Origin of the sequence: Iningainema tapete BLCC-T55 (assembly GCF_014698965.1) — a bacterium.
GTDB classification, from domain to species: domain Bacteria; phylum Cyanobacteriota; class Cyanobacteriia; order Cyanobacteriales; family Nostocaceae; genus Iningainema; species Iningainema tapete.
On sequence record NZ_JACXAE010000120.1, the window covers coordinates 19,984 to 40,803 of the forward strand.

Below are 20,820 nucleotides of genomic sequence, written 5' to 3' on the forward strand. Positions count from 1 at the left end.
TGGTTATCTTTAACCAGGTGTGAGTAAAAAAATTATAATGTTGAGAAAGTGGTATTACGTTTTATGTCATACATTTGCAATAAGTATTTCGCTACTAGCTACGGTAGCAAGTGCAATTGCAGATGAAGGAATTGAAACAGAGGTAGCACCAATAAGCGAAGGCAATGAGTCGTTAGAGCAAGTAACTTCGGTGTCACAGTTTTCTGACGTTCAACCTACTGACTGGGCGTTTGCTGCGTTACAGTCTTTGGTAGAGCGTTACGGCTGTATAGCAGGGTATCCTAATGGTACTTATCGAGGTAATCGGGCGTTGACAAGATACGAGTTTGCCGCTGGTGTGAATGCTTGCTTAGATCGTGTTAACGAATTAATTGCTACAGCCACTGCTGATTTAGTCAACAAAGAAGATTTAACTACGCTGCAACGACTACAACAGGAATTTGCTGCGGAATTAGCATCGGTCCGTGGGCGAGTGGATAGAGTAGAAGTAAAAGCTGCCGAAATAGAAGCCAATCAGTTTTCTACCACCACCAAACTCAGAGGTGAAGCTATTTTTGCACTTACTGATGTACTCTCTGGAGACAACCAAACAGTCACCTTTACCCGCAGAAGACCGATCCCGGTAGGAGTAAATCGTCCTCCTTTCGCTCCATTAAATGCTAGGATTGAAAAACAAAACACAGTTTTAGCTGACCGCATTCGTCTCAACTTCATCACCAGCTTTACAGGTAAAGATGCTTTAAAGCTGCGTTTGGAAGCAGGTAATTTCCCTCATCCTAACAGACCTGATGGTGGTTTCAGCTACGGACCCGATCCTGTAGGCGCTTTTCTGTCAGTGGGCGGAGATTTTGCCCAAAGAACTACGGAAGGGCAACAGACTTTTAACGAATTTGGTGGATTGCCATCTAACAACAGTGTCGGATTGGGCAAGTTAAATTATGAGTTTGCCGTTGGTTCTAAACTTAATGTTGTAGTGATGGCTGTAGGTGGAGAGCATCACGAATATGTTCCTACCACCTTTAGCAGTTGGGATGATGATAATGGCGGTACTGGCTCTTTATCTAATTTCGGTCAGCGTAGTGCTATTTACAACATGGGAGTCGGTACTGGTACGGGAGCAGGTATTGGGTTGACTTACAAATTTAGCGATGCTATCAGTCTGAGTGCAGGGTATGTAGGTACATATGCTAATAATCCTGCTGAACCAGTGCGTAATAGTACCTTCGCTGGTGGTTTGTTTAATGGTAGATACTCTGCTCTTGCACAGTTAACAGTCAAACCCAGTGATAGTTTATCTTTCGGCTTAATTTACAGCAAAAGCTACCATCCGCTTGGTTTACCGATATTTACTAGCGATTTGGGTACTAGTTTAGCGAATAACCCCATTTATCCATTGAATTCTTCAAATTTAGTCGATTCTTACGGATTTGCTGGGTTATGGCAAGTTAGTCCTAAGTTTGCCATCAACGGTTGGGTTTCTTACAGCGATGTTAGTAGTTTATCTGGCACCACAGCTAGTGGAACAAGATACTCCGGTAGCAGTGCTGATGTTCTCACCTACGGTATCGCTCTAGCTTTTCCCGATTTAGGCAAGCGGGGAAATTTAGGCGGTATTGTGTTTGGTGCTTCTCCTTATGTAACTAAATCAAGGGTTCCATCTCCTTTAGATCAGTCGCCTAGAGTTCCTAATAATACCGATGCTATAGGGACTAGTGACTTGCTTAGTCTCATAGACGAGCGAGCGACTCCATTTCACGTTGAAGCCTTTTACAGGTATCGCTTGACAGACAACATCTTGATTACTCCAGGAGTCATTTGGCTGACTGCGCCTAACCAAACTAATCTCAATCCTGATGTAGTTATCGGTACGCTGAGAGCAACATTTCTATTCTAAAGATTTACTAAAGGTTTTCATTGTTGCTCAGCTTTTAGTTGACACTAGTAAATGAAAATGATATTCATTCTTAAAGATGAGTCAAATTTACCTGAAACAGTACGTATTTATAAGGTTCTTTTAGAACATTAAATACTTTAATCAGAGTCTGAAGTGTGCGTCAATTCAAATTTTCTACGTAATTTAACTTAATTAGGAGAGTAAATAATGCGTCTACCTATCCCTATCGTCGGCTTGATTTTAGCTGCACCACTAACAGTGCTTACTTCTCTAGCCCCTGTGCAAATTGCTGTTGCACAAGTAGATGAGAATGCCCCAGGACCTTCTGGACCAAAGCCAGAATTTGAACACTTCTACGTTGGACGAGATGGGCGTCAATTCTCACCAGGTCCAGGGGGTACTTCAATAGCTAACCCCAACTACGATCGCCTAACTTTCCTATTCTCCCACCTATTTGAAGAGTCAACCAACAATCACTTCCACTCTATCGGAGCTTACAGTATCACAGGCGGTACACCAGATAACCCAATTATTTCACCAACAAGTACTAATAATCGAATTCCAGAACTTTACACACAGCAACCACCCATCACTCTTGTTCCCGGCACAGGTGTGTTTGACAACAAATACATTAGTGTAAACACTGAAAACGAATACACCAACTTGACCATAAGACCTGTTAACACCCTTGTAGACATAGCAGCCCAAGGCGATATACAAGCCCAGAACTTATACAACGCCACTAGCTCTCAACGCTGGCAAGGATTACTAGGTGATGCCGAAATAGCTTTGCAACTAGTATCAATTACACCAGGCTTAGGAGTTGCTAACTCAGAAGGCGTAGATTTGTTTGCCTCTAGCGACACCTACACCATAGGTAGAGGCGATAATTTCTCATTCACACCCACCTTCTACACAGCCAGTTCAGCACCCGCAGGCAATTACTCCGCCCAATTCCGACTTTGGGATGTTAACACTGCAAATGGTCGCACACCCATAGCACAATCAGGTACCTTCAACTTTGATTTTCAAGTAGCACAAGTACCAGAACCATCTACCGTGCTAAGCATCGGTGTATTGGGTGTACTGGCATTTATTGGTAAGAACAGGTTTAAGGTAAAGGCTAATTAGTAGCTACATCCACAAAACCTGCATTTCAAAAATAATATCAAATCCGCTGAGAACGCAATTATACCTCTGCGTTCTCAGCGTCTCTGCGGTTTTTCAATCATTCAGATAAGCGCGGATTTGATATAAAACCACAGATAAACACAGATAAATTATCTGTGTTTATCTGTGTGCATCTGTGGTTAAAAATACTCATTAACTAAATTGAAGTCTATTTCATCTTACATAAGAAAATAGCTCCTATCACCAAAAGCCCCCAAATAGAAACCGATTCAGGAACACTTTGTGGTGGTGAGATGTAACTTTGCGCCTTGTTCCAAGCAACTGCTGCAACTTTTCGCCCTAAGTTTCTTCCTTCTAAATTCCCATCCTCAAAGTGAATTCCACCGTAGAGACGGGAAAGTCCAGCTTGATTAGCAGCCGTCGAAAAGGTATCCCAATACAAGGTGATATCAGTTGCAGGTCCAGTTTCAATAAAAGAAGTTCCTGCTAATTTTGTATAAGAAAAGCCAAAAGCATCACTGAGAGTAAACTGCTTTAAAATTTCCGTACTAGCAGCGCTAAAAGCACTGTGTCCTGATACGTATTCACCAAAAGCAGGAGTGGGAATGTAAGACTGCCAATTCTCGCCGTTGATTAGCCTAGCGCTACCCCATGTTTCCACCTGTTCACCGTTAAACAAGTAGCGAATGGCAGTGACAGGACGAACAGAATCGTAGGCAACTTTAGTATCCCAAGCGGCGATGCTAGCATCTAACTGAGCATTTGTCAGAGCAAAGAATAGCTTGACATCATCATCTAGGTCGTGACTGTCTCGTTGTGAGATAAACTGAGCTAACAGGTTCCAGTGACCGGGAGGTGTTTCTGAACCAGGTCCATCTGCCCAATACTCTGCGATCGCCTTATGTTCATCAGTCAGGTTGGCACTTAGATTGAGAATTTGCTCAGCCTGCTGCCTATATCCTTCGGGATCGTCCGAGAGCGTTAACGGAGCATCTGGTCGAAATTGCGCACCGTTGGTGAGGGCAAAGGGAGTTACTAATCCCCAGTGAGGAGTGAGAAACTTTTGCTCTTGTGTACCTCCTCTACCATCCCAGATGCGCAAAGGCTGCCAACGACTGGGATCGACTAGGGTGTCAGCAGTATTTATCGAGGTATAGCCAGTGTAATCGGAGTAAGCACCAGGATGTAAATCTCCTAATTGATTTGAGCCATCTCGATGCCGAAAATCTAGCAAGGCTTGTGCTGCTGCGTTACCGATTCCGGTAGCGGTAGTAGTGTCACTATTCGTATCAGTGGGGTCGTAACCGAGGCTAGCCATCACATGATTAAATTTTGTTACTTCTTGTGGAAATAAGTCCACCAATGTGCGGTATGCAGCGTAACTGATTGCCTTGTTTTTGTTTTCTAGAGTATTTTCTGACTCTGGACGTTGTAGAGTGTCACCAAAAGTGGTGCTAATTGCTACTGGATTGTAGGTTGACCACGCATCGTAGATACTAGTATGTGTTATTGCCAAGGCACGAGCTGCGATCGGCGGAGTAGAGCGGGTATCACGAATTGCTTGTAAAGCCGCTTTATTCCATTCAATCACAGTATTTGTTGTCTGGCTTGTCGTCAGGGTAGCTGCTTTCACGCCACTACCGAGCAGTAGAGTGCCGGCTACTATCCCCAGCGGTATGCTAATTTTCATCTGGTTTATCTATAATTTTTACAAATAGCAATTCCTAGTTGTCTCTTAGGTCTAATACAACTGGACAAAACCGGAAAATCCCGATTCGGGCATTTGCTATATACAAGAATTAACGATAATCATTATCAACCGCGATAGTACAGCATTGATCGTACATTGATGTAATACTTAACAAAATCGGTACGTCTTTGATGACTTATACGTTAAAGTTTTTGTGCAGCACCAATTATGAAGACAAGTAACAACACGATTAAACTCGACCAATTTCTTAAATTAGTGGGTGTAGCGCCCACTGGCGGACAAGCTAAATTAATGATTCAAGGTGGTGAGGTCAAAGTTAATGATACACAGGAAACGCGACGAGGACGGCAATTAGTTTCAGGCGATCGCGTCACAGTAGGAGAACAAACTTTTGAGGTGGAATTGAACGATTTTTAAAATGATAATAGCGCTACCCTGACTACAGAGCAGCGCTATAAATTTAATTAAATTCAGGGAGAAAAAATAGTTAAGCTTCCCTGAGGTTTACTATGAATTGAATGAGATTTAAATACTTAAACAGTGGTTCTGCGAGTTACTAAGTTCCAAATGAAAACTGCAACAATGGCACCCAGAACGGCAACGGCAACACCGGGAATGCTGAGAGTAGGAGCCGCTAATGCAAATTGTCCCGTGCTAAAGAATACACCCAAACTACCACCGACAAAAGCACCGATGATTCCTAGCAAGATTGTTCCCAAGAAACCACCACCTTGATGACCGGGGTAGATAGCTTTAGCGATCGCACCCGCCAAAAGACCTAAAACAATCCAAGCAAGAAAGTTCATTGTTCTTAATTTGGTAAACGTTTTTATCTGACAGTTACAGAATAACAATTCAAATATTAGTATCTCCTCTGTCATGAGTACTAATTATTAATAGCCATAAGGAATAGTTGAATAGCTAAGAAAAAGCTCCTAGCTAGGTCTTTGGACTAGGAGCTTTTAAATTCATTGCTTGGTAATTGCAGTATATGCCTTTCTAATTATCTCTCTCCTCTACTAGAAGAATTAAGTCCAAACAATGTTCTCAACTCCAACCTTAAAACTCATAAGCACCTATATCAGCCGCACCACCTTTATTACGTGGTACACCGTCCTTATCGAGTTGTGCATATTTACCAATTTCCGCAGAGCCAGTATTAATTGCTGGTGAACCAGAAGAGAGACGGAAATTATTACCATCTAAATTAGTAAATCCAACCGATGGAACTTTCGTATTGTCTTTAACTTTGGCGTTATCAACTCTACTTCCTCCTTCATAAAGCTTCTCAAATCTATCTGTAAATAAGTTACGATCCAAAGTCAAATTGCTCATATCTTCAACAAACCCATTTCGGTAAGTGCTATTAGCAAAGATATTGTTGCGCAACACTACGTCACGAGGTTTATAACCGCCGGTGTAATCAGCGCCATCGATGTAAAAAGCTTGGACATTTTTGGCAACAGTATTGTTGACAATCTCAACATTACGAACATTATTGGTGACAGTAATTCCGCGACCTCCATTCACTCCCTGCTGTCCATTTCCATAGACAATGTTGTTGTATACTCTGATATCATATACATCGCCTTGATTAGGAACTTCATCAGCAATCAAAATACCATCAGCGGTATTGTTGAAGACAACATTGTTGTAGATATCAATGTTAAAGGAATTAGCACGGTTGCCATCAACGTAGAGAGCGGGACCACCATTGTAGCCTCTGGGTGTACCAGAAACTAGCGCTTGACCAGAGATGACGTTATCGTGAACTGAGCCATTGCGGGAACCTGTTTTGATATCAAGACCCTCGCGTTTGCCTTCTTTGAGAGTATTATTAGCTACCTCAAATCCATCAACACCCCAAATACTGAGAGCCTCCTGTGTTCCATTTTGATCATTACCGCCCTGCCATCTCCAGTTAGCTCGTTCGATAGTGTTGTTAAGTACCTTAATATTTTTACTGGTTACTTCGCTTTCCCCACCATCATAGTAAGTTTCAGGCATAACGATGATACCTGAGGCACCAGTCTCGTAGGTACGATTGTTTTGAACAATCATGTTGTTGGCATCACGCAAAGCGATTCCCGCCCAAGAGGTGTTCTCAATCCGGAAGCCATCAATAACCCAAAAGCCCTTATTAGCTGACTGGATCACTCCTTCTCGAAAACCGCCATTGATGGGATCAGGATCGCGCAATGTCACATTACCATTGGCTTTAAGTGTGATATGACCAGACTCACTATTACCAGATTTACCAAGGGTAATTAGCTCACTATAAGTACCTGGTTGAACCAAAACAGTATCACCTGGCTTGATTGAAGATTTTTCACTCACCGCATAGTTAACCGTTTTCCAAGGTTTATCGCTTGTACCTGGATTGTCATCACTACCATTGGGTGAGACGTAATACACTTTGCCAGAACTGTTAGTTGGTGCTCCGGGAGAAAGAGGCGATGGTGATGGAGTCTCTAAATTTTGCACCTCTGCCTTGACCAAATTAGCATCATTGAATCCAGGTGCGATCGCGCCACTGTCGAGGATATTTTTGTCTCCGATTAGAAGATCTGTATTTTTCTCACCATAGAGCTTTTCATTGGTATAGTTACCACGAGCAAACATGATATTGCCCTTGTTACCATCAATCAGCTCATCTTTCACATCTCCTATGAGCGTGTTATTGCCACCACTCCAAGTATTGATATCCTCTGGTGTACCTAAACCACCCCCACCAGATGCATTGACATTATCGTTAGGTTCTAAAGGATTGCGAGGCGTAACTACAGCATCGAAGTTGTGAGCTACACAGCCAGCAAGCACATTAGGTTCAGTCAAGTTCATGATTTTGCCTCCATCTAGGTATGATTGTTGACACCAAGAATGGTAGGACCCTGATTTAGAACAATGAGAAAAGCCTCAAAGCTATAGAGAGATTTAGTGATTAAACACTCTAGAAATTCAAAAATTTTTCTTGAGCGCAAATAAATCTAAATTATTCTATCAAGAGTACAGTTGATCGCACAGATTTAAAGAATGAGTTTTTCTGGCTCTATTGAGTTTTTGGTGATAAGTAAAACTGATATTCAAAGAACCTTTTTTACCTAAATAATCGAGCTAAAATTACACCTAGCTGAACGCTGACAAGTCCGAGAAAAGCACTACCAGCCCAGTAAAAAATTGCTATTTCTGGGCTGCGTCTCAGTAGAGTCAGAGCATCTAAACCATAGGTGGAAAAGGTTGTGTAAGATCCTAAAAATCCCACTGCTACCAACAATCGGACTTCTGGGGGAATAATGGCAATTTGTTCCAATGTCACAGTGGTAAAGAACCCCATGACTAAGCACCCAGTTATGTTGATGAAAAAAGTACCGTATGGGAAACTAGTACCGAAGTGCTGGGCAAACCACAAGCTCAAGTAGTAACGGGTTAAAGCTCCTGCTATTGCGCCTAAGCTTACGGCAATTGGGTTACGAATAGATGGTTGCTGAAGTAATTCTGGCATAATTTTTAAGCTAGCGCGATCGCCGAAGCGCCATTTTGTTGTTACTTTGGTGGCGGCATTACCAAGAAACTGATGTAGGAATTAAGAAGTAATAAGTTTTCTGATTTATTATTTAAATTTGCGCTTTTTTATACAAATAAACAGTATCAATAATTTTTGTCGGAATAAAAATTGTCGTCATGGGCATATTACTAGCTCTGATTTTAGTATCGCTTTTTATGAGCGTATTACTTTATTTACTGCTTAAACCTACCCGACTGCTATCAAAGTTTTCCAGGACTATTAAAATTGCTGTAATGGTTGTTGTAGCAGTCATAAGTGGACACACTGTGTCGGCGCAGATTGCAGGACCTCCGCCACTGGCTTCACTCAAAACCGTGTCGGTTCCGGAGCCTGACAATCTCACAGACTTCATTAGAGACAGAACAGCCGCTATCGAGTTGGGAAAAGCTTTTTTCTGGGATATGCAGGTCGGGAGCGACGGGCGCAGGACATCTTCAACGGCGTGAATCCTTTTGGCTTAAGAGACCCCAATGCCTTTGTTGGCAAGGCAGACAACCCAAGTAAGCTAGAATTGGTCAAAGTCAGCCTCAAGAATTCGTCTTTAGCTTCCCAAGCGGTGGGTCCGCCACTCAGTTCCTTTGAGATGTCGGCTGACGGTCGCACCTTTGAGGAAATTGGCGATAAGTTTGGAGACATCGAAAAGAAATCTAAGAGTGCTACCAAGGGTTTCTCTTACTGTTTACGAAGCCGCAGCAAAAATCTGTTGTGCACTAAGGTTCAGATGGGGGAAAGTTGGGGAGACAATTGGGGTGTTACCCCGGAACAATGTTCTTACATATTCCCCATCCACAAGTTCACACACAAAAAGAGCGGGTTGTTTGGGATTGCCGATAAAATCACGTCCGCCCAATGCGGCATAATCAGTTATCCAATATTCGGGAATGCCCATCTCTTCATAATCAGCAAATTTTTTATAGTAGTCATCGCGCCAATTTGTTGAGACAACTTCAATTACTAAAGGTATTGACGCTCCTTGGGTAACAGTTGACTCTTTTTCCCACAAGGGTTCATTGGGGAGATTCTCAGAATTGATCAACAAAATATCTGGGAAGTATCCCGAATCTTTTTCCAGCGGTTTAACTAATGCAGTTTTGGGTAGTAAATAAGGAACTCCCAAACTTCTAATTTGTAAAGCTAGCTCTAGCGTTAAAAAACTTGTAACCTTTTCGTGTTTCCCCGTTGGTTGCGACATTTCAACAATCACTCCATCATGTAGCTCGTAGCGCTTACCATCAATGGGGAGCCATGCGATAAATTCTTCATAGGTTACAAGTTTGGGTAAGGTAGTGGTCATAATTAACGCGCTTATTTATTTGACTTTACTAGCAAAGTAGGCAGAGGGATACTTGATCGCATTCATTATATCAATTGTGTTAACCCGTCCCTGACAATTGGAGGCAGGCAAGATGCCTACCCCATTCATAGTCATCTCTTAATTGTGCAACGCCGAAAAATTAATATCTTTCTGTCGTAGCTATAGACCCGTTGCAGACGTAATCAGAACGAACCCAACCATTTGCCCCAGTAACATTGTATCTGACTTTAAACCATACGAAACCATCTCGACCTTCTATGTTACCTAGCACGTCAATATTCGTTCGATTGGAAAGTTCCATGATCTTTCTGTTGCTCTGGCTTGGTCCTGTACGCAGTGAGAGACGACCATTTGAGTTATTAGTACAAACATGAGCAACGTAATAACTTTCATTGGCGACTCTTGTTCCCCCAATTCCGGGACCGATTTCTTGTGCTGCTGCTGGTAATGCTGCTGATGTCAGAATTAATGCTCCTGTCAAAAAAGCCTTAAACATGGTTGATGCTCCTTAATCTTCAGAGTGATTGATTTGGAAGTAAAGTCAAAAAAGTAGAAAATTACCGAATAGCAACATCAAGAAATTGAGGTTTGTAGGTATAAACGTATTCTAATACCTGGCTCAAATCCTCACGGTTTGTTAATCCGACACATCCTGATGTACCATCTTCGCCATTGTTTTTCTCAAAAGAAGGGTCGTAATGAATACCTAAGGAAGAACGACCAGTAGCAAATAGAGGCTGTATGGGAAGAAAGCGATCGCCTGCTTCAGGGATTGAGCCGCGAGTTACTAAATATCCAACTTGGTATCTTCCATCAGGCAATGGTGCTTCTGTTCCAGATTTGTTCCGATTTCTGTCTTGGGTATAAGCCCTACCAGATACAGTCATGTAACTACCAACTAACTGCCCATTTGCGAATAAACGCAATTCATAGAGCGGATTTCCTAATGAATTTACCTGCCCTGTAGGGATGAGATTCATGTAATTACCATTTCCGTAAAACGCTGGACCAGTTGATATTTTTTGTGACTTACGATTACCCTTACTCAACTTCTGGCTAGTGAAATTTTGCGATACCTCAGATATAAAATCAGCCGTATTTTTGATATTGGCAGATGATTCCTCCGAATCGATATTTTTCGGTACTTTAATTTCTGCATTTGCATTGCAACTTGCAAAAGCTATACAGGTTAAAGATATCAGGATGGGTCGAAACAACATGAAATTTTCTCCGCCTGTTTGCTTGTTTCGACTATAAACGGGCTGATAAGTTTAGAACATGAGAAATTATTCTGATTTTTTATATGAAGAAAATTTATATATAATTTAGTAAAAAAACAATTTTCAGAGTTATATAACGAGTAGTACTTAAATAGAAATCAACTTGTACACAATAAAAATAAGTATGTTAATCATTTTTAGTCAAAGAATTTATCTGAACTTAAAATTATGAAAAAGAACGAGATACCAAGCCATCTAGACGATTTTATTTGGACATAAAAAAGTTTTGATGAATTTTATTTTGAGAAATTCATATTCACTACCTACGTAATTGAACTTTTTAGAAATGATTTTTTGTATCTTGACATACCTAAGTATTGATGGTTTTGACCCAGCTTTCCGACTTCTGATAGGATACAGCCGTATTCAAGCTCCAGCATCACGGTATGGCGTCTTAATTACGAATTACGAATTACGAATTGCAGCGGAAGCAGATCGTATTCTCGTTTCCAAGCTCAGATGCTCTTGCGTAATTTAGAATGGAACAATAGCAGTGAATGTAGGCAAAACTTACAGCTAATAAGCGCGGGATCTTCGACAATCTATCAGTTACGTCGCCCCAAGCGAAACTTATACCTAAAATCTACCACCATTAAAGCTAGCAATAGCAGTCAATTTAAGTAAAAGAAAAGAAACTGTCAATCGCTTCCTGACTTGGTTAAATACCGAAGGTGTGCAGCTTTTTACTGATGATGGAGAGGTGGTTACATTCTGCGATCGCATTCTCGCGCTACGAAGAAATCCACCATCTTTGCACAACTATCCTGAACGCGCAAAATCTGGCTGCTCTAACTCAAAAACGCTGGAAGTACAAACTTAGTAGTCAAAGCGCCCAACAACTCATAGAAACACTAGAAGATGCGATCTTCGCTCATCCGATGTTCCTACAAGAATCAGATGACATGAGTGTAATTAATTCTGTCGCCACCCCAGTCTAAAGTGTGAGGCAAAATAATAGCTTGAAATACACATCTTGTGGGGTAGCTTCTAGCCTGCCCCGGAAGGCGAAGATGCTCACCCCACTAGAAAAATTGTCTACTGCATTCAATTAAGAACCGCTATGTTGTGGCATAATTGGTTTTTTTAGGTCATTCGCCCAAAGTCAACACCCCTGACGGCATATCCACCAACAACCGCCGTGTCTTCAACCATCTTAGACCGAGCAAAACTTCGGGTACTCCTTGTCCTACGTGAACGGGAATATCAAATTCTTGTTCATCAATTCGTATCTTACCAGCATGGATATTAAAATCGAAATCTCCCCGTGCGGTTCGCATTGTTTGTCGCTCCAAGCGAAGCCAATCAAGTGCATCTACATCCTGGTTATCAATCGCCAGCCAATACGAAAAACCTGTATCAAGCATTGCATCGACTGGTATTTCTAATCCGTCACTAGCTATCAATTCTATCTCAAAAAATAATCCATCCTCATCACCAAAAAACCCGGAAATCATATCGTGCCACACACCCCTGTTTCATTAATCCGGAAAACATGGGGTATCTTATTTGGGTGAAGGTGGCGGCATCTTTGTGAAACCACTTCTAAATCTTTATCGACAAAATACTCACCACTATCGGGCTCGACTGCAATGTACCAGTTGTAGTGCGTTTGCATTAGTTCTGGCTTAACCCTGTCAAAAATCTCTTGACACCGCACGCGAAATGCAGTAATTTCGGCTTTCCACTGGGCTTGTTGTTCTTCGCTCCACTGAATCTCAGGGAAGATTCTTCCCCGACGTACTCTACGTTCTTGTTTAGCTTCAGCCATGGTTGTAAAGAAGTGTTAGATTGAAGTATCTATTTTTTGATTGTAGCTTATATCGCATTCCCACGTTTAGTTATGTTACTGGTTTAAAAGCTCCAGAAGTTGCTCTTCACTCAACTGAGTAATTCCCAATTCTTGTGCTTTTGTCAACTTAGAACCCGCATCTTCTCCTACTACCAAATAATCTGTTTTTTTACTTACAGAATCTGTGACTTTCCCACCTGCTTTTTGAATCAATGCCTTTGCTTCATCTCGCTTTAAGGTGGGTAGCGTACCAGTTACCACAAAAGTTTTACCTGCCAAGGCTCCTGACGTAAAATTTTGCGTCTCTACGGACTGTGCAAATTGCAAGCCAGCAGCTTGGAGGCGAGAAATCAAAGTTTGATTTGCACTAATGCGAAACCACTGGTAGACAGATTGAGCAATTTCCGCTCCTATACCGTAAACAGTTTCAATCTGCGCTGGCGTTGCTTGTGCTAATTGTTCTACTGTAGGAAACTTCTGTGTCAACAATTGGGCATTAACGCTGCCAACATGACGAATACCTAAACCATACAACACCCGCGACCAAGGTTGATTTTTCGATTGAGCCATCGCCTCCACCAACTTCTGCGCCGACTTTTTGCCCATTCTTTCTAATTCACAAAAATCTTCTTCTGTCAAGTCATAAATATCAGCAACCGAATGCACCATTTGTTTATCCACAAGTTGATGCACCAGCTTTTCTCCCATGCCATTAATATCTAAAGCATCACGACTAACCCAATGTTCAAGCGCTCCTTTGAGGATAGCAGGACAAGATGCATTCACACAGCGAGTTACCGCTTCATCAATTTCCCGTACTACTGGTTGACCGCATACCGGACAATGAGTAGGCATGACAAAGGCATTGGTATGATCAGGGCGGAGTTCAGTGAGAACGCGCACCACTTCTGGGATAATTTCCCCAGCCTTACGCACGATCACAGTATCACCAATGCGAATATCTAATTGGGCAATGCGATCGCCATTATGCAGTGTAGCACGGGAAACAGTCGTCCCTGCTAATTGTACGGGACGCATTTGTGCTAGAGGAGTAAGCGCCCCTGTTCTACCGACATTCACAGCAATATTTTCTACACGGGTAGGAGCTTCTTCTGCCGCGTACTTCAGCGCCACCGCCCACCGGGGAAACTTCTGCGTAAACCCCAGTTGTTCTTGAAGCTGAAAAGAATTGAGTTTAACCACCACCCCATCAGTCATGTAGGGTAAATTTAACCGTTCAGTATCCCAGTGCTGATAATACTCTGCAACCTCATCCAAAGAAGAACACAATCGCTGATTGGGGTTAACCCGAAACCCCATCTTTTGCAACAAATCCAAAGCTTCCCACTGACTATTAGCGAAACTCCCATCATCTCTACCAGGAATTTGCAAAGTATAAGCAAAGAAATCGAGCCGTCGTTGCGCCACAATCCGTGAGTCAAGTTGTCTGAGTGTTCCAGCAGCAGCGTTACGAGGATTAGCAAAAACTGCTTCACCTGCTTTAATCCGTTCTTGATTTATTTGTTGAAACACTTCAAGTGGTAAAAACGCCTCACCACGTACTTCTATTCTTTCCGGTAATTTTGCGTTAAATGCATCTACATTTAACCGTAAGGGAATAGAACGAATTGTGCGCACATTTTGAGTAATGTCTTCGCCTGTTACTCCATCACCCCTAGTTGCACCTCTAATAAGAATACCATTTTCATAAGTCAACGCCAGGGCAGAACCATCAATTTTGAGTTCACAGACGTATTCTACCCCCCCCTGCCCCCCCGAAAATCGGGGGGGATTAAGAGGGGATTCCCCATTCCCCCCCTTTCCAAGGGGGGGTTCTTCATTCCCCCCCGAAAATCGGGGAGGATTAAGGGGGGGTGATTGTCGTCGCCAACGCTGATCCCAACTTTTTAATTCATCAAGATTGAAAGCATTTTCTAAACTATATAGTGAAATGTTATGGCGCACCGAGGTAAACTGCGTTGCTGGTTTCTCACCAACCCTTTGAGTAGGGCTATCTGGTGTCACCAACTCTGGATACTGACTTTCCAACTGTTGCAACTCGCGATACAGGCGATCGTATACTGCATCCTCCATAATTGGAGCATCAAGCACATAATAGGCATAACTTGCCTGTTGCAGTAGTTGCCTGAGTTCTTGAACACGCTGTTTAACTTCTGGGTTAATCGATTCCATAACTTTTCATCAAGCATTCATTCACGTAGAGGCGAGCTGCTGTTCGCCCCTACATAATTTAATTAAATGCGATGTTAATCATTAATGCCCAGTTCTTGTTTTCTGATTACCTCACGTACTCGATAAATAGGGCGTCCTTGCGACTCGTGGTAAGTACGCATAAGTAACTCTGCCAAAAGACCAAAGCAGAACAATTGTACACCCGTCACTAGCAACAAAACCGCCAAAATTAGCAGAGGACGATTACCAATATCCACCTGAAAAGCTAATTTGATAAAAGTCAAATAAACACCGATCGCCCCACCTGATACTATCGAAACTAAACCCAACAATCCAAAAACGTGCATAGGGCGTGTGAGGAACTTTTTCATAAACGTGATGGTTAACAAATCCATCAACACTCGAAAAGTCCGTGACAACCCATACTTACTGCGTCCAAAACGACGAGCATGGTGACGCACGGGCATTTCCGTAATTCTTGCCCCTTCAATATAAGCCAAAGCCGGAAGAAATCTGTGCAGTTCCCCATACAAATTCATATCCGCCACCAATTCAGCGCGATAAGCCTTGAGCGAACACCCATAATCGTGTATATAAACACTTGTCAGACGACGAATCAACCAATTAGCAGCTTGAGAAGGAAGTAACCGCGTCAAAGTAGCATCTTGACGTTTTTGCCGCCAACCACTTACCAAATCATAACCTTCCTCCAACTTCGCTAACAGCATCGGTATATCCACTGGATCATTCTGAAGATCAGCATCTAAAGTAACAATAGCCTTACCCCGTGCATAATTAAACCCCGCCGCCATAGCCGCAGTTTGACCGTAATTTCGACGTAAAATCACCGCGTTTAAATCACTACGCACAAGCGCTTGTTCCTTCAAAAACGCTACTGAACCATCAGTAGAACCATCATCCACACAAATAATCTCGTAACTAATTTGACAATCCCTCATTGTATTCGTGATCGCCTCAAGCAAATGAGGCAAACTTTCCACCTCATCATGCACAGGCACAACAATAGAAACATCAGGAACAAAAGACGACATCGCCGCATTTTGTCCAGCAAACCCATTCCGAACCAACTCACTCCTCATACACCTTAGCGTCCTTAGCGTCTTCGCGGTTCATAACTCTTCACAACTCTTCCAACACCTCGCAGTTGCTGGTAGTATGACCGACTAACCTCCGTTCCTTGTTCCGACAAACAATCAATACCAATCCCATCACGCCCTTGATTTTTCCCAGAACTATGAATATAACAACTTTCCCCTAAATAAAGTCCCACATGAGTTGCTTTTTGAACACCAAAAAACACCAAATCTCCCGGTTGTAATTGTGGAATAGTAATTGGAACACAAAAAGCCTCCTGCTGATAAGCATCTCTAGGTATCCAAATACCAACCGAAGCAAACGCCGCCTGCATCAATCCAGAACAATCATAATTTGGCCCTAGCGTACCACCCCAAAGATATTCATTTGGTTGTTGCATCGCTTGATGAGTAAAAGCTATCACCTGTGGAAGAAGTTTTTTAATCTCAATTTCTGAATATAATTTAGCCAGGTAGGTTACACTACACGGTTGTAATAAACTGAAATCTTCGACTAACAACCAACCTGGGTAGTCGTCTTCACACAAACAAATTTGTAGAGAGGTTCCATGGCGCGTCTCTACATTGTCATGCAACGGTTGTTCGGTGCGATCGTCTGATAAGATGCGTAGATGTCGTCCAGTTGCAGCTTGAGTTGCCAAGCGATCGCAATTGGGAGAATCATAAATGTTTAAGTCTGCCAAGCACTGATACTCTGCCAATTTTGGATTTGGCTCGTTGCCAGGTTCCTGCCTGGGAATGTAAGTTTGAGATTTTGGATTAGGGAACATTGCCAATGAGTGGATTTGGGATGAAAAGATGATTTTTTTCAACAAAGACGAACAACTAGAACAGTTAGGTAATCACATCCTACAGGAGACTTGGGCAGCTTTTCCAACTTTAGCTCGCAACCAAATTGCTCTGACGTATATTGTCTACGATCCGCCTGTACTGGTAAATACTGGTGGCGCTCTGACTCCCAATGCATTTTGGGAACATCCTCACCGAGGTTTTACTTATCGCGGTGATGAGCGAATTTACCCTGCTTCTGTAGTGAAGCTGTTTTATTTAGTAGCAATCAACGAGTGGCTAGAAAAAGGAATGGTGAATAATTCACGGGAATTAGAAAGAGCCATTAGTGATATGATAATTGACTCGAGTAATGATGCTACTAGTTTGGTTGTAGATGTGTTAAGTGGAACTACATCAGGACCAGAATTACCACCAGGACCATTTGAAACTTGGAAGAATCAGCGCAATATTGTCAACCGCTATTTTCAATCTTTGGGGTGGGAGGAGTTGGAGACAATCAACGTTTGTCAAAAAACCTGGTGTGATGGTGCATATGGGCGGGAAAGAGCTTTTGCGGGTGAGTTGTTGGAAAATCGTAACATGTTAACAACTAACGCCACCGCTAGGTTACTACATAGTATTATCGGTGGAGTAGCGGTTTCCAGTGGGCGATCGCAAGCAATGATGGCTTTACTCGAACGTATTCTCGATTCTGAAAGTTTACCACAAGATGTTGAAGAAGACCAAGTAACAGGCTTTTTGGGTGGTGGTATTCCTCAATTTGCCAGAATGTGGTCAAAGGCAGGTTGGACAAGTCAAGTTCGCCACGACGCCGCATATATTGAAATTCCCGATCAACGTCCTTATCTTTTAGTAGTATTTACTGAAGGCATCAACGCGAAGAATCGCACAATTTTGCCTTTTGTCTCTAAGCTAGTGGCGGATGCGATCGGTAGTTTGGGATAGTTGTAGAGACGTTCCGCCGGAACGTCTCTACATGTCTAATATTTAAAATTAATATCAAAAAGGAATATCTTCTCTTCAATATCTTGAACACAATCTTTTTGATTTATATAATATTTTCCCCGATTCAAACCCTATTTGACCAATCTATTTGTACGCTCTTTTGAGCTTTAACTATACTAACTTAGATTTAGTATCCGCTCAGTATATGAAAATTATGTAAAGTTTTCTGAGCGTATTAGTTCCGTAGGGAACAAACTTGCGCAAAAGATAGACATATGAAGGCAACTGTAAATTTATGGAGGATAGCTGAAGTATTCATAAATAGGATTAAATACTCGTAGTGGTCGTCAGCTGTAAACTGTTAACTGTCAAAGGTTAACTGTCGTTACTGTACAACGCAACGCTTTTTCTGTGCAATTTTATCGAGAACAGCTTAGTACTTTTTTATGCATAATTATTTGTCTATATAGTTGTAATATCTACCGAATAGAAGATACATTACTTATTGTTTTGTGTTAAATATTAAGAATCCACACCGTCAAACTAAGGATGTAGAAACTCATGTTTTGGTGTTAGATTTTGAATGTTGCCAATAATTGACACAAAACAACATACATCCGCTATCTATTGCGGCAATATTCTTAAAGGAGTGAACGTGAACAATATTTTTTCTCGTAAAGGAAAAGAAGTTTTTTGGTTGCTCAGCTTATCAGCTTTGACAGTGATCGGAGGTGGTAAGGCTGCTGTTGCTGAAACTATAGATACTACTAATAGTTTTCAGTTAACTCAGGCAAACGAAACTGAAACTTCTTCAACTGAAGTAAGTACTAGAATAGAGACTTTCTCCTCTCAAACAGAAGAAACTACGCTAGGAGAAAATACACCTCAAGTGTCGCAGCCAGAGTTTATTCTTAGCACTCAACAGCAAACCGAACAACGTGTAGCTACACCGGTGCCAGGAACAACAGCAACGACAAGTGAGGCGATCGCCACTGTGGATACACAAACCCACACCAATGCTGTAACTACTCAAAAATCAACAGTTACCACCAAATCTAATGCCAATGTAGCTCAAGCAGATATTAACATCGATCCAGGTAGACGTACTCGTGGCGGCTCCAGTTACGTGGGAATAGCCGGAAACATTGGCTTGGGCGGTGGTGAATCTGCTCTAGGTGACAGTAACTTTGCCGTCATTAGCAAAATAGGACTTTCTAATACTATCTCGGTACGTCCCGCTGCAATTATTGGAGACAACACAACATTTCTACTTCCCGTTGCCTATGACTTTTCCTTGAACCAGTTAACAGATCCATTTTCTGATCCTTTACCGATTGCCCCTTACGTTGGTGCTGGTGCAGCGATTAAAACTGGTGATGACACTGAAGTAGGCTTTCTGCTTACTGGTGGTGTCGATGTACCCATCAGTCCTCGATTTACAGCAACAGCCGCTGTCAATGCCGGATTTTTTGATGATGTTCAAGTGGGATTGACGGTAGGAGTTGGTTACAACTTCCGAGGACTTTAGAAAAAGACGTAGAGACGCGATATATCGCGTCTCTACAGGAATTAGAAATTATTAACTTTTATTTAGGACTAACTTTGTCCACAGTCTGGATTTTGCCGTCGTCGCCAACGAGCCAAACATCGTAAACGCCGATGACATCGCCGTTTTTGTCAATATCTACGTTACCGCTAGCTCCCTGAAAGTTGATTTTTTTGCCCTCTTTAAGTAACTTTAAACCCTCGCAGACATCACTAACTTGTGTACCAGATCCTTCGGAAACTTCGCGAATTTTACTGGCTATGCCCACACCTGTGTTTTGCTTAGCTGATTGTGCTGCTAGCATTAATAAAGCAGTAGCATCCCAAGCGTGTGCTGTGTATGGTGCAGGTGGAGCGCCTTTTTTAGATTCCCAGAGCTTAGAGAAAGCGTCTAATCCTTTACCATTGGAACCAGGTACAGTACCAATGGCTCCAGCCACTATATATTTACCATCAGAACCTTTACCAACTCTTTCTGGGAAAGTATCTGATTTTGTGCCATCAGTGAGCATAATCTGTACACCTTGAGCGACACCTTGCTGATAGGCTGATTTTAACAGTATACTAGCAGTCTCTTCGTAAGCTACAACTAGTACTGCATCTGGCTTACCAGCAAAAGCTGCTTGAGCTTCGGTATCAAATGTAGTCGCTTTGGGATCATAGCGGACGGGTTTGTTTTTGTTAACTACGGTTCCCCCTAGTTTTTCAAAAGCTTGCACAAATGCTTTTTCAAACCCCACACCGTAGTCATTGTTAATTACGGCTGTGGAAACTTTTTTGAAACCTTTTTTATTAGCAAGTTGGGCTAAGGCTAATGCTTGATAAGTATCAGGAGGAGCTGTACGCGCCCAATAGCCTTTATAGTCTCCCTTTTGCGCTTTTTCGGTAAATATAGGACTAGTACTACCTGGAGAAATTAGCATTACTTTATTTTGGGAGGCAATTGAAACTGCCGCAGTTGAGACACTGCTAGCAAACGATCCAACTACACCAGCTACTTTATCTAAGGTTGCTAGTTTGCTCATGCCTGCTGCACCAGCTTTGGGATCTGTTTGATCGTCTACTGCTACGAGGGTTACTTTTTCGCCATTTACCCCGCCACAAGCGTTAACAGCTTCAACAGCCAAAGGAACAGCACCGATCATTTGTTGTCCGATTGATGCCAAATCTCCAGTTGCTGGTAACAGTGAACCAATTTTTAACCCCCCGCCATTGCTAGCAGCAACAGTTGTGGCTGTTGGGTTGGCACTGCCTTCACTATTTCCCGTACTAGTGTTTGTTTGTTGACAAGCGGCAGCGAGGAAACCTGTGATGACGGTAATTAAAGTCAAGGCGCAAGCTGCTCTAACTCTTTGCATATATTTTTTTTACTCCTCTAGGATTCACACATTGACAAAAAGATGACGAGGATTTACCTCATCTAAATTGAGAACTGTTATATCTTAATAGGCTTAAACAAAATCAACTTCTGCAATTTTGGAATTGATGGGAGAAAAACATCTGCTTCAAAACCGTCAAGGTCGAGCTAGGTTTTATATTTTATGA

Annotated in this window: 20 protein-coding genes; 7 read left to right on the forward strand and 13 right to left on the reverse strand. The window is 42.2% G+C overall.

Going from position 1 to position 20,820, the window contains the following annotated elements; genetic code table 11:
- The first annotated feature begins 37 nt into the window (after positions 1–37).
- Together ICL16_RS40160 and ICL16_RS40165 are read left to right on the forward strand one after the other, a co-directional pair.
- Positions 38–1,894, forward strand: coding sequence for an iron uptake porin (locus tag ICL16_RS40160; protein ID WP_190837391.1), 1,857 nt, complete (start codon positions 38–40; stop codon positions 1,892–1,894).
- Positions 1,895–2,101: 207 nt separating this feature from the next.
- Entirely contained in the window at positions 2,102–3,025 is a 924-nt protein-coding gene (locus tag ICL16_RS40165; RefSeq protein ID WP_190837393.1) for an all3515 family Zur-repressed PEP-CTERM protein, read from the forward strand.
- A gap of 208 nt (positions 3,026–3,233) precedes the next feature.
- Here ICL16_RS40165 and ICL16_RS40170 read toward each other — a convergent pair whose 3' ends face one another.
- Positions 3,234–4,715: a vanadium-dependent haloperoxidase gene (locus ICL16_RS40170; protein WP_190837396.1), complete on the reverse strand. Its 1,482-nt coding sequence runs from the start codon at positions 4,713–4,715 to the stop codon at positions 3,234–3,236.
- A gap of 228 nt (positions 4,716–4,943) precedes the next feature.
- Here ICL16_RS40170 and ICL16_RS40175 point away from each other — a divergent pair, with 228 nt between their 5' ends.
- A complete protein-coding gene (locus ICL16_RS40175; protein WP_190837398.1) occupies positions 4,944–5,153 on the forward strand; it encodes an RNA-binding S4 domain-containing protein in 210 nt (69 codons plus the stop codon).
- 116 nt (positions 5,154–5,269) lie between these two features.
- Here the strand turns inward: ICL16_RS40175 and ICL16_RS40180 are convergent, their stop codons facing one another.
- The 3 genes from ICL16_RS40180 to crcB all read right to left on the reverse strand — a co-directional run bounded on the left by ICL16_RS40180 (position 5,270) and on the right by crcB (position 8,238).
- Positions 5,270–5,542 carry a GlsB/YeaQ/YmgE family stress response membrane protein gene (locus tag ICL16_RS40180; protein WP_190837400.1) on the reverse strand — a complete coding sequence of 91 codons (273 nt, stop codon included), beginning with the start codon at positions 5,540–5,542 and terminating at the stop codon, positions 5,270–5,272.
- Positions 5,543–5,795: 253 nt separating this feature from the next.
- Positions 5,796–7,577, reverse strand: a complete 1,782-nt coding sequence (locus ICL16_RS40185; protein WP_190837402.1) for a right-handed parallel beta-helix repeat-containing protein — start codon at positions 7,575–7,577, stop codon at positions 5,796–5,798.
- 256 nt (positions 7,578–7,833) lie between these two features.
- Positions 7,834–8,238 (reverse strand): fluoride efflux transporter CrcB, encoded by a 405-nt coding sequence (gene crcB, locus ICL16_RS40190; RefSeq protein WP_190837404.1) that lies wholly within the window; start codon positions 8,236–8,238, stop codon positions 7,834–7,836.
- Positions 8,239–8,456: 218 nt separating this feature from the next.
- On the opposite strand from crcB, the gene ICL16_RS46500 reads away from it, so the two are divergent.
- Positions 8,457–8,747, forward strand: coding sequence for a hypothetical protein (locus ICL16_RS46500; protein WP_238361166.1), 291 nt, complete (start codon positions 8,457–8,459; stop codon positions 8,745–8,747).
- A gap of 233 nt (positions 8,748–8,980) precedes the next feature.
- On the opposite strand, the gene ICL16_RS40200 is transcribed toward ICL16_RS46500, so the two are convergent.
- The 3 genes from ICL16_RS40200 to ICL16_RS40210 form a co-directional block, all read right to left on the reverse strand.
- On the reverse strand, positions 8,981–9,595 hold the full coding sequence (locus ICL16_RS40200) for a Uma2 family endonuclease (RefSeq protein WP_190837406.1): 615 nt from the start codon (positions 9,593–9,595) through the stop codon (positions 8,981–8,983).
- A 160-nt stretch (positions 9,596–9,755) separates the two neighbouring features.
- Positions 9,756–10,112: an SH3 domain-containing protein gene (locus ICL16_RS40205; RefSeq protein ID WP_190837408.1), complete on the reverse strand. Its 357-nt coding sequence runs from the start codon at positions 10,110–10,112 to the stop codon at positions 9,756–9,758.
- A gap of 61 nt (positions 10,113–10,173) precedes the next feature.
- Complete coding sequence (locus ICL16_RS40210) at positions 10,174–10,836, reverse strand: L,D-transpeptidase (protein ID WP_190837410.1); 663 nt, start codon at positions 10,834–10,836, stop codon at positions 10,174–10,176.
- Positions 10,837–11,585: 749 nt separating this feature from the next.
- Here ICL16_RS40210 and ICL16_RS40215 point away from each other — a divergent pair.
- Positions 11,586–11,834 carry a hypothetical protein gene (locus ICL16_RS40215; RefSeq protein WP_190837411.1) on the forward strand — a complete coding sequence of 83 codons (249 nt, stop codon included), beginning with the start codon at positions 11,586–11,588 and terminating at the stop codon, positions 11,832–11,834.
- Between the two features lie 150 nt (positions 11,835–11,984).
- On the opposite strand, the gene ICL16_RS40220 is transcribed toward ICL16_RS40215, so the two are convergent.
- The 5 genes from ICL16_RS40220 to ICL16_RS40240 form a co-directional block, all read right to left on the reverse strand.
- Positions 11,985–12,350, reverse strand: a complete 366-nt coding sequence (locus ICL16_RS40220; RefSeq protein WP_190837413.1) for an aspartyl protease — start codon at positions 12,348–12,350, stop codon at positions 11,985–11,987.
- On the reverse strand, positions 12,347–12,664 hold the full coding sequence (locus ICL16_RS40225) for a hypothetical protein (protein ID WP_190837415.1): 318 nt from the start codon (positions 12,662–12,664) through the stop codon (positions 12,347–12,349). Before ICL16_RS40225 ends, ICL16_RS40220 begins: the two co-directional genes overlap by 4 nt.
- Positions 12,665–12,739: 75 nt before the next feature.
- On the reverse strand, positions 12,740–14,878 hold the full coding sequence (gene ligA, locus ICL16_RS40230) for an NAD-dependent DNA ligase LigA (RefSeq protein WP_190837416.1): 2,139 nt from the start codon (positions 14,876–14,878) through the stop codon (positions 12,740–12,742).
- 74 nt (positions 14,879–14,952) lie between these two features.
- Positions 14,953–15,978, reverse strand: a complete 1,026-nt coding sequence (locus ICL16_RS40235; RefSeq protein WP_190837418.1) for a glycosyltransferase family 2 protein — start codon at positions 15,976–15,978, stop codon at positions 14,953–14,955.
- A 14-nt stretch (positions 15,979–15,992) separates the two neighbouring features.
- On the reverse strand, positions 15,993–16,763 hold the full coding sequence (locus tag ICL16_RS40240) for a C40 family peptidase (protein WP_190837420.1): 771 nt from the start codon (positions 16,761–16,763) through the stop codon (positions 15,993–15,995).
- A gap of 28 nt (positions 16,764–16,791) precedes the next feature.
- On the opposite strand from ICL16_RS40240, the gene ICL16_RS40245 reads away from it, so the two are divergent.
- Both ICL16_RS40245 and ICL16_RS40250 read left to right on the forward strand, forming a co-directional pair.
- Positions 16,792–17,730, forward strand: coding sequence for a serine hydrolase (locus ICL16_RS40245; RefSeq protein ID WP_190837422.1), 939 nt, complete (start codon positions 16,792–16,794; stop codon positions 17,728–17,730).
- Between the two features lie 655 nt (positions 17,731–18,385).
- A complete protein-coding gene (locus tag ICL16_RS40250) occupies positions 18,386–19,258 on the forward strand; it encodes a hypothetical protein (protein ID WP_190837423.1) in 873 nt (290 codons plus the stop codon).
- 58 nt (positions 19,259–19,316) lie between these two features.
- Here ICL16_RS40250 and ICL16_RS40255 read toward each other — a convergent pair whose 3' ends face one another.
- Positions 19,317–20,633: an ABC transporter substrate-binding protein gene (locus ICL16_RS40255; protein WP_190837425.1), complete on the reverse strand. Its 1,317-nt coding sequence runs from the start codon at positions 20,631–20,633 to the stop codon at positions 19,317–19,319.
- Between the last annotated feature and the right edge of the window lie 187 nt (positions 20,634–20,820).